Genomic DNA, 13,456 nt, shown 5'->3' on the forward strand with positions numbered 1-13,456 from the left:
AAAGTGTTATGATAGTTTTAGACAAAAATAAAGAGCCCTCATCTGCTACCCTAGCAAGTAGAAATAGATAAGAGCCATGTAATTAACTGCTGAGCTTTCAGTTATGAAAATGCTCAACTTATACTATTAAGGCAATGTTTGCAGACATTGCCTTTTACTTATCGCTTTTGGTACAGCGTAAGCTTGTTTGTAAACTTATATTAACACTTGTTGTTGATTTTAACAACACATATATAAATATAAACATAAACATATATATGTTTATATAACCCACGCTGTGGGTACAGCATAAGTAGCCATTAAGCAGTGCCTACTTAATGACTATTAAAATGTTCTTCCTGATTATTCATTGGTGGTGACCTCTGACTATTTATCGACCTCATTTCAAAGGAAAAGTGAGGTCATTTCTTGTTTTTATATTGTTGAGACAAACAATAATCCGAAAAAACGTTGTTCAATCAACGTTTTTTTATTTTGGTCAAATAGAGAAAAGTAGCAAAACACAAACTTTTTGCATTCAAATCATAAGCAAAGTGATAAATATACCACTTTAAAATGAGAAAATTCTACATCATCAAAAAATGAGCCCTTTTCTTGCTTAAAGCAAATGAAATCTATATCTTAACAAAAAAACGCAAGGAACATCTCTCCTCACGCTTTTCCTTTTTATTCAATTAATCTATAAAAATTTTTCCATTCGAATATGCTCAACCGGCGCAATCGCCATCAAATACGTATCCCCATACGCAACGTAACCCATTTTTTCGTAAAATGACTGGGCACTTACGCGCGCTTCTAATTCGATTGTTTTCGCATGCTCTTTTTTCGCATAAAGTTCAAGATGACTGAGTAATTGTTTTCCCACACCTGAACTTTGCCTTTGCGAATCAACACATAGATACTCAACTTTCATTTTTGATTCATCTAACTTCTGACTAAGCACACCAACACCTAAAAGGAACTCATCATCAAATGCTCCAAGAATATATTGCTCCGCCTCGTGTGAAAAATCCTCTTCTTCAATCGTTAACCCCAACGGAACGCGCATGACTTTATTTCGCAAGTTTAACGTTTGTTGATATTTTTCTGAGTCGTACTCAATTTTTTGGATATCCATTTTCTTCATTCCTTTCAAATAATCATTAAAACTAGTTTCCAGTATAGCCATTCTTCAGTAACTTTTAAAGAGCAAATAAACATCTCAATCATTTTTTCAAAAAAAAAACCATTAAACACCTCCGCCAAGTGCTTAATGGTTTTGCTTACTGGATTAGGCAATTTCAATTAGACCATATTCTGATACTTCTTGACTACAAATTTCAGAATACTTAGCCATTACTTTTCCAGCTTTATCTTGAACTTCTGCATGATCGATACGATCATATTCTTCTACACAAAGAATCACTGAGTTCTCTAATTTTTTAATAATTTCGCCGGTCACTTTCTTTTTCAATCCAATCGCATGACATTCATAAATTTGTCCCAAAATGATTTCTTCTTTCTTCATAGTTAATCACCTTCTAATTATTTTATAATTCCATTGAAATTATATTAACATTAAAACCAAATGAAGAAAAATGATAACTTAAGTATTTTTATAATAAAAAAACTGATTAAATTAATTGCTGAATTTTAGCAACCATTTTAATCAGTCGAACTGTTTTTGTACTTAATATAAACTTAATTAGCAAGTAGAACTGTTTTAGCCGGCAATGTTTGTTCCAATAATGCCACGTATTGTTCTAAAAATTGTTTGTCGATTTCATCATAACCCGCGACTTTTCCGCAATCAATATCCAAAACACCTACTAATTTTCCGTCTTTAACTAAAGGAACAACAATTTCTGAACGTGCAGCTGAATCACAAGAAATATAATTTTCATGTTTTTTTACATCTGTGACAATTAATGTTTTTCTTTTTGCTGCTGACTCCCCACAAACGCCCTTACCTAGTTTGATTCTTGTACAAGAAACTCTTCCTTGAAACGGTCCAAGAATTAGTTCTTCTCCATCAAATAGATAGTATCCAGCAAAGACAGTTTCTGGTAACGCATCTGCTAAGAGTGCAGAAGAATTCGCAAGATTAGCTAACCAATTACTTTCAGCTTCAAGTAATCCTTTTTGTTGTAACAGTAAAAGCTCATACGCATCTCTTTTTTGTTTTTCTGACCACATCGTAACAACACACTCCTTTTATTCAGAAATTATAGCTCACTTATCCCTCCAATACCAGCTGTAATTTTAATGAGTAGCATTGGTAAAGCGATATCCACGACCATGAACCGTTTGGATATAGTTGACACTTCCTGCAACTTCTTCAATTTTCTTACGAATATTCTTGATGTGTGTGTCGATCACTCTTCCCGAACCTTCTTCGTTTCCTAGCAAAATCAACAACTCTTCACGAGAAAAAATTCGTAATGGATGATTCAGTAACAAGCCAAACAAACGATATTCTGATTTGGTTAAAGAAAGTTCTTTTTCATGTAACAAGATCACTTGCTTTTCTTCCAACACTTGAAATTTCTGGTAAACAGGCTGCGTATTATTTTTTAATTGTTTTTGCTTCAGCAGTGCTGAGCGTAGAGATTCTACTTTTGCCTTCATTAATTCAAAACTAACAGGCCAAGACCACAAAATGTTCACACCTTTTTGGAATAAAACAATTTTTTCTTTCTCTGAAAGTGGCTGAGTACAAGCGACAACTAATGGAAAACGATTCGTAACTGTTTCTGAAAGCTCTGTCAAGCGATCATCCGTAATAAGTAAAATATCTGCTGGTTCATTATGTAGCTTTGCCAGAGCAGATTGATAACTCACCTTTAGCTCTAACTGCTCTTTTTGCAATCGTTTCATTATAGGAAATACTGTTTTTTTATTTTTGGTAAATACTTTTATATGCATCTAATTCGCTCCTTTCTCTTCACTATTTTACGCAGTTTACTCAATCATACCTCTCTTTCACTCACGATCACTTATCAATTCGATTGAGTTTGTATCAATTATTTTGTAATTGTTTCAGTTATATTAAGTTTTTCTTTTTTTCGCTCAACGGATGAATCTTCACAACTTCCACACAACTCTGCCTTACAATACAAAATGTAAAAATTGAAATTGATAAAAAAGATGTTAGTGGGGAAACTATGATTAAGCTAAAAAAAATGGTCACATTTTCATTCGCGCTAAGTTTACTTTGTGCGCCAATTGCCGCGCAAGCAGACACTTTAGACGACAAAATCAATGAACAAGATCAAAAAATTGAACAACTACAAAAAAATCAAACAGCTTCTGAACAAGAATTGGCAATCATTAAAGAAAATGTCAGCCAAATTGAAAAAGAAAGTTATAAGATTCTTCAACAAAAAAATATTGAAGAACAAACGTTAACTGACTTGATTCAAAAAATTGCTGATTTGAAAGAGAAAATCGCTAAACGTGAAGAACAAATTCAAAAACAAGCGCGGAATGTTCAAACGAATCAAAATGCCAGCGACATTTTGTCAGTGATGGCCGAATCTGATTCGATTAATGAAGCAATCACAAAAGCTTATGCTGTAACAAAATTAATCAGTGCAAACAAAGAAATCATGTCTGAACAACAAAAAGATCAAGCTGAATTAGAAACGCTTCAAAAGAAATCAGAAGAAAAATTACACTCTTTGACTGAAACAACCAATGAATTGCAAGCCAAACAAGAAGAGTTAACAAAGGCAAAATTAGATCAAGAAGTTAAAATCAATGAACTCTCTGCTAGTTTAGCTACTGAGAAAAAACAAAAAGAAAAATTTGAAAAACAAAAAGTTGAAGCAGAGAAAAAGCGTCAAGAGCAATTAAAAGCTTTGGCAAAACAACGTGCTGCTGAAGAAGCTGCTCGCAAAAAAGCAGAAGAAGACGCGCGAAAATTCCAAGAGCAAAAACAAAAAGAACTAGCTGCAGCTGCTGAAAAGGAGCGCATTGCTAATGAAGAGCAAGCCCAAGCACTAGCGGTCCAAAAAGAACAAGAGCAAAAGTCTGATTCTTCAAACGAAATGAAAACAGAAACCAACACAGAAGACAGGTCACCCGTCAGTTCTGTTCCTGAAGTGCCTGAAGAAGACAACGTAACAAAACCAGAAGAAAATACTTCTGGATGGAGTGCGCCATTAAGTTCACTTGTGATTACAAGTCCTTTTGGTAATCGTGTTGATCCAACAGGTGCATCTGGTACATCTCATGACGGAATTGATTTAGCTGGAGCTTCTGGAACACCTGTTTTTGCAGCAAAAGCTGGAAAAGTCGTTGAAGCTGGCTATCACTGATCTGCGGGAAATCATGTGATTATCCAACATGCCGATGGCTATTATTCTTACTATATGCATTTAAGCAGCTTCTCTACAACTGTTGGTGCCTCCGTTAATGCCGGAACACTTTTAGGCGGTATGGGAACAACAGGAAATTCAACTGGTGTTCACCTTCACTTCGGTATCTCAACAAGTTTATGGTCTAATTTTGTTGATCCGGCTCCACTATTAGGTATTTAAATTTAGAAAAAGCGCGAGACGACGTTCGCATTTTTCAAAAGAATTAGCTATTACGCTATTTTTTGAAAAATGATAACTTGTGTCTCACGCTTTTTTTGTATGTTGGAAATGAAAACTGGTTATTCTGCTGTTTGAATTTCTTCTGCCAAGTTAGCATAATCAATTTCTGTGTCAACAAATGTTGAATCATTGACTGGAAAATGTTGAACGAGTGATTCGATCCGACTACTTTCCACGATGCCATTTGCCAATTCAAAATCAATCACATGTCCGCCGAATGTCTTACTTTTGTCAATAAAATGTAAGTGAAAGCCGGCAGCTGCTACGCCTTGAAATAGTTCAGGAGTAAAGAAGCCAACTAATGTCCCTTCAACTTCTTCTTGGCGAAATTCTGGTTGATTTTGCGAAACTTCGACAAGCCGTTTGTAAGGTTTTTCTTGCTTTGGCATGATACGGATATGCACATTTTTAAATAATCCAGTAATTTTCACTGCAATAAATAAATTTTTTCCTGCTTCTTCTGCCAAAATTGTTTCTTTTAACACATCTCCTGTATGAGGCGTTGTGATTTCGACACTTTTATCCGCTGTAAAATCTGTTACAGCTGCATAAGGTGTTTTTTCCTCACCATTCAAACGTACAACCGAACCATCTGATCGACCTTGATAAGCAATCCCATCAACAACGATGACTTCCCCGTCTAACCCATGAAGTGTTCCTAGTCCTAACGTACCATGTTTCAAGATCTCAGCCATCTTTTCTGTTCCATCCATCAACCCAGCCATCAAGGCACCTAACGTTCCGTGTTGATATAAACTTGACTCTGTCATCTTATACACGTCCTTTTTCTTAATAGAATTGATCTGGTAAAATCGTTTCTCCGAGTTTTTCATTATCACGATAATCAATTGGAATATCAATGATTACAGGCCCTTCAGTAGCAAATCCGTCAGTTAAGGCTTGTTCTAGTTCACGAACATTTGTTGCACGAATTCCTTTTGCGCCAAAAGCTTCTGCATATTTGACAAAGTCAACTGGACCAAAGTCAACACCTGATGATCGTTGATATTTCATTTTTTCTTGGAATTCAACCATGTTATAGTGACCGTCATTCCAAATCAAGTGAACGATATTTAACTTTTTGCGTACAGCTGTTTCTAAGTCTTGTGCAGAAAACAGGAAGCCGCCATCACCAGAAACTGAAACAATTTGTGTATTTGGACGAACTAATGCCGCAGAAATCGCCCATGGTAAAGCCACACCTAATGTTTGCATTCCATTACTAAATAGTAAGTGACGTGGTTCATAGCTTCTAAAGTGGCGTGCCATCCAGATATAGTGACTACCTACATCAACAGTCACTGTCATATCATCCGTAACTGCTGATTGTAGTGTATTGATGACTTCTAATGGATGTAAAATTCCTTCATCTTCTGTCTGTTCTACAACATCACGAGCGGTTAATTTTTCTTGTAACGAGTCAAGATATTCGTTAGCATCCACTGATACTTGTTGTGCTTCTAAAGAATCACTAAGTAGATCAAGTGTTGCTGCAATGTCACCAATCAATTCTCTTTCTGGTTGCATAAATGAGTCGATTTCAGCTGGTGTTTCATCGATGACGATGATTCTTGCATCTTTTTCTGCATTCCAGTTACGTGCTTCATATTCAATCGGATCGTAACCAATGGCGATTACTAAATCACTTCGTTTTAATAACATATCACCAGGTTGATTTCTAAATAACCCCACTCTTCCAAAGAAATGTGATTCTAACTGACGTGAGATGACCCCAGCAGCTTGGAATGTTTCAACAACTGGTAACGAAGTCTTTTCTACTAATTTGCGAATAGCTGTAGTTTCTTTTTCACTTGATCCGCGCATTCCTACCAATAAAACAGGAAGCTTGGCTTCGCGAATACGGTCAGCCAAGTAGTTGATATCATTTGCAGACGCAGATCCTAGTTGTGGGTCATTTAAGGGTTGGATTACATCACTTTTCACCGGCGCATCAACGACGTCCTGTGGGATACTGATAAAGCTTGCACCTTTCTTTGAACTTTTTGCCATACGATATGCATTGGCAATCACTTCTGAAATCGTTTCTGGATCTTGGATTTCAGCACTGTACTTCGTAATTGGTTTAAATAATGCTGCATTATCCATACTTTGATGCGTCAGTTTTAATAAGTCACTTCGCTTTACTTGTCCACCAATTGCTAAAACTGGATCACCTTCAGCAGTTGCTGTTACTAATCCAGTTGCTAGATTACTTGCACCAGGACCACTTGTTGCAATAACCACTCCAGGTTCACCAGTAATTCGGCCAATTGCTTGTGCCATAAATGCCGCATTTTGTTCATGACGTGTCACGATTAACTCTGGGCCTTGGTCTTCTAATTCATTGAATACCCCATCGATTTTTGCTCCAGGAATACCAAAGATATAATCTACGTGATGATTAATCAAGCTTTCTACTACAGCTCTAGAACCTTGTTTCATTTCTTTTTCCATCATACAACTTCCTTTAACAGCTTATTTTCTTTCTACTCAGATAATAAACAAGCAACATAAAGTAATACAGTTTATATATCTGTTACAAAAAATAGTATAGCATGCCTTGCAAGATTTGTTTAGTAATAAGCTAAATAAATTTCAAAAAAATAGTAACAGCTCACTCAATGTATATTCATCTACTATCTCGAAGAAAAAGGCTGATAAAGTGGCAGATTTTCTTTACCAGCTTTTTACAAGCCCCCGTTTCTTTTTTCTTTTAATTATTTTTGGCTCAAAAACATTCACGTAAAAAAATATTTTCCCCTAAAAAAAGCTCAACTTGCTTTCAAGACTGCTTTTATATTAAATAACAACGTTCTCTTCCTATCACGCGGTAATTTTAGAAATTTACTTTGAACATCATAGGCTTTAACTTTAGATGTGGTTGTTGGGGAATCACCTCGACCGCTACAAAAAAATATTTTATCAAGGGGAGAAAAAAATGAAGACAACAAAATGGAAAACGTTGCTAGCAGCTTCGATGGCAGGATTTACACTATTATCTTCTGCACCACTTCAAGCATTTGCAACGGAAACACAGGGAACTGCTGCTGGTTTAGTGATGGATGACACAGCAAACGTGATCAATGGATTAACAAATGCACACATGTGGTCAAATGACAATGGCAAGACATGGACCCGTGGGGAAAGTGGACATCTTTTCAAAGGAAAGCAAAAGGTTGTTGTTGCAAACTATGATGAACAAATTCTTAACACTGCCTATTGGACTGCACAAGCATATGCAGGTGGTGCTTATGTCATTTATAATAATGCACTGTGGACAAATACTTATTGGGCAGAAGCTACTCAAACTCCAGGATCTGCACCTATGTGGAAGAAAGTAAAAGATATCACTAAAGTTGGAACTTTTGACTTTAATATCTTCACTGGTTCTGCTGCTGATGATTACCAAAAAGCACAAGCAGAAACTGTTCAGAAACAGAAAAAAGTTATTGGATACTTTGCGAACTGGCAAGGGTATAAAACAGACTACGAGCCAAATAATCCAGATTATAGCCCTACGACAGTAGATGGTAAGGGATATGATCCAGTTGATGTGCCATTTGACAAGATTACGCATGTGAACTACGGTTTTATGATTATTGACCCTACTACTGGAAAACTGACCTCAAAAGATCCTTGGGCTGATTATGCAGATGGTGGCGGTAGAAATTATATCGGTCAAATCAATGATTTAGCGGATGAGAATGATGTAACTTCAATGGTTTCAATTGGTGGTTGGAATAACTCAGTAGAAGATTTAGCATTTGATATCGTAACCAAAACACCGGAAAAGATGGATGAATTTACAACTGATATCGTTAACTTCGTGTTAAAACATGGCTTTGATGGCGTTGATATTGATTGGGAGTACCCAGACAACGAAGACCGCAAAACAAAATTTATCGCTTTGATGAAGCAATTACGTGAAAAATTAACGGTAGCAGGTAAAACAAATGATACATATTACCAATTAAGTATTGCCGTAACCGCTTCACATGAAAAAATGGAATTTATTGCACCTGAAACAGTTAATCAATACGTTGATAATTTCAATGTTATGACTTATGACTTCCGCGGTGGATTTGATACTGAAACAGGTCATCACTCTGCGTTGTACGCAACAGAAACAGACAAAGACAAAAAGTTCAATGTATCTTCTGCAATGAAAGAATACAGCGAAACATACAATATACCTAAAAATAAATTAATGGTTGGGATGAGTTACTATTCTCGCGGGTTCGACAATGTTGAAACTGGTGAACTTGGTGCTCCAAGTGAGGGCGCTCCAATCGGCGGAACATGGGATGATCCAAAAGCACCTGCAGGATTGATGCCTTGGTTCCAATTAAAAGAATTAGAAGCAAAAGCTAACGAAGATCCGAATGACAACTTAGTTGCTAAATGGGACGATCAAGCAAAAGCTCCTTACATTTACAATGCGGACACAAAAGAATTTTATTCTTATGATAATGTTCAATCTATTGAAGAAAAAGTAAACTGGACAATTGAAAACGAATATGGTGGCGCAATCGTTTGGGAACTTGGTTATGATACAACAGATGCGGAATTAGGTTCTATCGTGGACAATGTATTAACTTCTGAACCAACTGATCCGACTGACCCGACTGATCCTCCTGTTGAAGAAAATAAATTACTTGCTGTTGGTGTCAATGAACGGACACGAAAAACATATATCAACTTAAATCTAACGACTGAACAATTTAATAGTGAAGAACGTTTCGTTGTTTACTTGGATGGTAAATATTCATTTGAAACTTATAAAGGAAAAAGTTATTACAGCAATTCAACAAACTATGGCGAGAAAACTGGTGTTGCCAAAGTCTTCGCTGGTTGGAAAGGTCAAAAAATCGAAGTCTATAGTGCACCTGGTAAACCAAGTGAAAGTACGAGTGGTAAAAAATTACTGGAAACACTTGTTTTAGATAAAGATGTTGATTTAGGCATCGAAAAAATGAATGATGCTGTTAAGAAAATCAGTTATGACGGGAAAAATATTTATGTTGATTTTGACAAATCAGCATTTGAAGGAAGTAATCGTTTCGTCGTTTGTCAAAATTACAGTTATGTAGCTGAAGTTTTTGAGAACAAAGCATACAGTAGCCAAATAACAAATCGTACAGCTGATACGATTCAAATCAAAATTAGCCAAAAATCAAAAGTTGGGGATCTTCTCGAAGTACGATTAAGTAGTGGCGTACCTGGTGAAAATTCTAGCAATTTGAAATCTCTATTAACTTTAAAAGTTAAATAATAATTAACGTCAAAAAGAGCGTACAGTGAAAAACTGTGCGCTCTTTTTTGTTAATCTATTTGGACCTGTATTTGTCAATCACTACACAAGTAATCAAATAGATTTGTGAAGCTATACCGATAAGACCACACACCCACATTTTATTCTCTCCATTTTTTTATTCAATGAAAAGGATAGAACTACTTTTTCACCAGCTAGAAATCAATTGAATTGAATTCTTTTACTTTTCATATGTATAGGGTTATTAAGCACTTTTTTATCTACTAAAGATAGATCTACCACTCTTTCAGAGTAACGGGGAAGTCATCAAAGAATTCTTTTTTTCAACGTGTAACTTCAGCTATGTTTGTAATTACTAGATTATTCAGTACTACTTTTTTACAACTGCTCTCTGCACTTCATCCTATTCAATAACTATGAAACACTAAAGGTGCTGGATATGAACAAAATTATGTCTTATCTTTACTCAACGTATTAGCTTAATGAAAAAGATGAACGATGTTAACCTCCATCTTTTACTACTTTAGTATAGCTGTTTTACTGAATTGTTTTTATCATTTATTTAATTTATTTTTTAAATTGTTGACAAAAAAACACCTTGGAAACAGCTACTATTAACTTAGTCATTTCGTCACCCAAAGCTTGTCTATTTTCACGGAAACAATTACAATTAAGCAGTAATGTAGAACGCATAGAAGAGTGGTGAAACAGACAATGGAACTATTTAATTTGCTAGAAAAAAATGGCAAAATCCAAATTTCAATCATTCATTATTTGTTAGATAAAAATTTAACGGCAGATATTCCTAAGTTACTGATTGATTTAACCATTACTTCTTTTCTTTTTAATAACAATGTTGAAGAGTTGACTTTTATCCTGAACGACTTAGAACTTGATTTAAGTCTTGAAGTCGATCACGAACAAAATCAAGTCACTTTAAAAAAAAGCAATCAAACAAGCTTGGATAAACTTTACTATTATTACTTGCAAGAATCAATCAAGTATCAGATTCTAAGGCATCTCTATTATCATTCGTCCTATTCTATCTATGCGCTATCTCAAAAGTTTTTGATTAGCGAGGCCGCTGTTTACCGTCACATCACGGGACTAAATCAGTTGTTGGACGAATTTAATCTTAAAATTCGTCGAGGGAGAATAACTGGCGATGAATTACAAATTTGCTACTTTTTCTTTCAGTTGTTTTGGAACTCTGTCCCTTTAGAAGAGATACAAGGAAAAGAAAACGACCATAATAGTCTGTTGTTTGTCTCTTTTTTAGAGAAAAAATTAAAACAGCCTTTTGGTAGCACAACTCGGCTGAAATTATATCTTTGGATTCGAATCTTAAAGAAACGAACAAAAAAATCAAATAATCCTCCTTCAGTTGAGTCAATGACCATGCTGAGTGATGATTATCTTGATGATCCTGTCTACCAATTAGTTCGTGAATCTTATTTTTTATCTGTTAGTCCGTCAGCTGAGTTTCAGTTTGAGTACAAAGCGACTTATCTCTACTTGTTTATTTCTTCTCTATTCGTTATAGAACGCAGTAATCGTTTCTTGCTTCAATCTGATGACTGGCCAACATTTAATACAAAAGTTATCGAGTTGAACAAAATGGTCGTTCAGCACGTAAAAACAGCTTATCAAATTGACTCGGCTGAAATTGATTCACGATTTATCCAAGAGTGGAAGTATTTCTTAACCCAGTTACACAGTACGATTGTTTATTTCAAAGGAAATATCACCTTTTTTGAAGAACAAATGCTATTTGATCGACTAGTTAATCAATCAATTTTTACGCCAAATTTTGAACTGGTTCAGCAAATTATTCAAGAAACCGAAGACATTCTCGGTTTTTCTCTGTTGGAAACGACAAAGCAATTAGTTACCCGAATTCACCTTTATTTTATCAATCAAATGCGACGCTTTTCTAAGTTGACGATTCAAATCGGTGTCTTTTGTAGTCGAGACAACTTACAAACAAATATCATGATGGAAAGTATCAAGAACGAGTTTGATACAAAATTTTACATCCATTGTGAAGAAGCTGAAGTTAAGAAAGACTACGACTTATTGATTTCAGACTCCGCTTTTGGAATACAACAATTTTCATTTAAAGATTTATATATCATCAATGACTTTAAAACCCAAGCGGATATCCAAGCTTTAACTCGTTTATTAAAAGACTATTCAAAGAAAGAAGGAATATAATTGAAGGTCATCGTTATCGGCGGCTCACACGCTGGGATTGCCGCTAGTAAATTTTTAAAAAAATTAGACCCAACAACTACAGTATGCCTAATCGAAAAATCAAACGTACTTGGCTTTATACCAAGCAGTATCAATTTAATTTTTAAAGGGTTGTTTTCAGCCGACGAAATGGAAAAAGGGGAAGTTGGTGACCAAGAAACCCTTGAAAACTTAGGAGTCCAGTTATTACTTGAAACAACCGTTACAAACATTGATTTGAAAAAGAAAGAAGTTTTTTATCAAGATAATGCAACTAAGCAAATTACTACAGAAACATTTGACAAACTGATTTTAGCCATGGGTTCCGATCGCTTTGCGCCATTGATTCCAGAATCAGAGGCGGTCCATTCAAGCATCATCACCTACAAAAGTCGCGCAAAAACCATTGAAGCTTATCAAAAAATCAACGACAGCAATCAAATAGCAATCGTTGGTGCTGGCTTAATTGGCCTGGAACTAGCTAGCAGTCTAGCTACAAAATCGACTAAAAAAATTACAATCATCGAGCAAATGAATCGCCCAGTATTTCGTTATTTTGATGAAGAAATCACTGATATTTTGCTACAACACATTCCTGAATCCATCGATTTACGATTATCAGAAAGTTTTAATCAATGTCAAACTGTCAAGATTGATGGACGCGAGCAATTAGAAGTTCAATTCTTCTCAGGACAAACCAAGCTGGTTGATGCTTGTGTCTTTGCCGTTAATCCCAAACCAGAAGTTGCCTTAGTTGAGGGTCTGGTGGATCTTGATTTCGATCAAACCATTTTAGTGAATGACTTTATGCAAACTTCTGATCCGGATGTCTATGCCATTGGTGATTTAATCAAACTGCCTTTTGGCTCCCATGGTGAACCAGCCTATCTCCCACTGATTGGTAATGCGCGAAAAACAGCACTTGTAGCTGCTAGTCATATTACTTTAGCAGATCCTAAGCCAATTCCAACCTCACAGCGATCGATTGGAACAGAAATTTTCGGCGTCTTTCTGGGTAGTTCTGGAATCACTCAAGACGAGGCTGATTTTTATGGATTAGAAACTTCGTCGATTACCAAAACTTATACGCACTTTTCGAACTATCATCCAGTCAAAGATTTCTTTGTAACCTTCAAAGTGCTGTACGATACGAAAACGAAACAGTTATTCGGCGCTCAACTGATAAGTAATCAAAAAGATATGTTGGACCTACTCAATGTTTTGACGCAAATGATTGTCGATCAAACCAAGGTGGACGACCTTGTGTTTTCTGAACTTTATTACAATCCAAAGCTGTCGCCTTCAACTAATTTTTTGGCTGATCTAGGTTTAGAATCTTTACTCAAGTAAAAAAAGCAGTAACCCTAATCAT

At 35.7% G+C, this 13,456-nt stretch carries 11 protein-coding genes; 5 read left to right on the plus strand and 6 right to left on the minus strand.

Annotated features, from left to right (window positions below; all coding sequences use genetic code 11):
• Positions 1 to 679: 679 nt before the first annotated feature.
• The 4 genes from AB3I20_RS11310 to AB3I20_RS11325 all read right to left on the minus strand — a co-directional run bounded on the left by AB3I20_RS11310 (position 680) and on the right by AB3I20_RS11325 (position 2,904).
• Entirely contained in the window at positions 680 to 1,117 is a 438-nt protein-coding gene (locus tag AB3I20_RS11310; RefSeq protein WP_368027375.1) for a GNAT family N-acetyltransferase, read from the minus strand.
• A gap of 153 nt (positions 1,118 to 1,270) precedes the next feature.
• Entirely contained in the window at positions 1,271 to 1,507 is a 237-nt protein-coding gene (locus AB3I20_RS11315) for a hypothetical protein (RefSeq protein WP_067484028.1), read from the minus strand.
• Between the two features lie 173 nt (positions 1,508 to 1,680).
• On the minus strand, positions 1,681 to 2,175 hold the full coding sequence (locus AB3I20_RS11320) for a GAF domain-containing protein (RefSeq protein WP_067484027.1): 495 nt from the start codon (positions 2,173 to 2,175) through the stop codon (positions 1,681 to 1,683).
• Between the two features lie 66 nt (positions 2,176 to 2,241).
• On the minus strand, positions 2,242 to 2,904 hold the full coding sequence (locus tag AB3I20_RS11325) for a response regulator transcription factor (RefSeq protein ID WP_067484025.1): 663 nt from the start codon (positions 2,902 to 2,904) through the stop codon (positions 2,242 to 2,244).
• A 239-nt stretch (positions 2,905 to 3,143) separates the two neighbouring features.
• On the opposite strand from AB3I20_RS11325, the gene AB3I20_RS11330 reads away from it, so the two are divergent.
• Positions 3,144 to 4,298, plus strand: coding sequence for a murein hydrolase activator EnvC (locus AB3I20_RS11330; protein WP_368027376.1), 1,155 nt, complete (start codon positions 3,144 to 3,146; stop codon positions 4,296 to 4,298).
• A 15-nt stretch (positions 4,299 to 4,313) separates the two neighbouring features.
• Positions 4,314 to 4,520: a M23 family metallopeptidase gene (locus AB3I20_RS11335; RefSeq protein WP_368027377.1), complete on the plus strand. Its 207-nt coding sequence runs from the start codon at positions 4,314 to 4,316 to the stop codon at positions 4,518 to 4,520.
• Positions 4,521 to 4,639: 119 nt separating this feature from the next.
• Here the strand turns inward: AB3I20_RS11335 and budA are convergent, their stop codons facing one another.
• Together budA and alsS are read right to left on the minus strand one after the other, a co-directional pair.
• The gene (gene budA / locus AB3I20_RS11340) at positions 4,640 to 5,350 is read right to left on the minus strand and encodes an acetolactate decarboxylase (RefSeq protein ID WP_067484021.1); all 711 of its coding nucleotides are present in this window, start codon (positions 5,348 to 5,350) and stop codon (positions 4,640 to 4,642) included.
• 19 nt (positions 5,351 to 5,369) lie between these two features.
• Positions 5,370 to 7,034, minus strand: a complete 1,665-nt coding sequence (gene alsS / locus AB3I20_RS11345) for an acetolactate synthase AlsS (protein ID WP_270607406.1) — start codon at positions 7,032 to 7,034, stop codon at positions 5,370 to 5,372.
• A gap of 484 nt (positions 7,035 to 7,518) precedes the next feature.
• On the opposite strand from alsS, the gene AB3I20_RS11350 reads away from it, so the two are divergent.
• The 3 genes from AB3I20_RS11350 (at position 7,519) to AB3I20_RS11360 (ending at position 13,434) form a co-directional block, all read left to right on the plus strand.
• Complete coding sequence (locus tag AB3I20_RS11350; RefSeq protein ID WP_368027378.1) at positions 7,519 to 9,852, plus strand: glycosyl hydrolase family 18 protein; 2,334 nt, start codon at positions 7,519 to 7,521, stop codon at positions 9,850 to 9,852.
• 714 nt (positions 9,853 to 10,566) lie between these two features.
• Positions 10,567 to 12,066 carry a helix-turn-helix domain-containing protein gene (locus AB3I20_RS11355; protein ID WP_368027379.1) on the plus strand — a complete coding sequence of 500 codons (1,500 nt, stop codon included), beginning with the start codon at positions 10,567 to 10,569 and terminating at the stop codon, positions 12,064 to 12,066.
• Positions 12,067 to 13,434 (plus strand): FAD-dependent oxidoreductase, encoded by a 1,368-nt coding sequence (locus tag AB3I20_RS11360; RefSeq protein ID WP_368027380.1) that lies wholly within the window; start codon positions 12,067 to 12,069, stop codon positions 13,432 to 13,434.
• The last annotated feature ends 22 nt before the right edge of the window (positions 13,435 to 13,456 follow it).

Source organism: Enterococcus sp. C50 (genome assembly GCF_040887505.1).
GTDB classification, from domain to species: domain Bacteria; phylum Bacillota; class Bacilli; order Lactobacillales; family Enterococcaceae; genus Enterococcus_B; species Enterococcus_B thailandicus.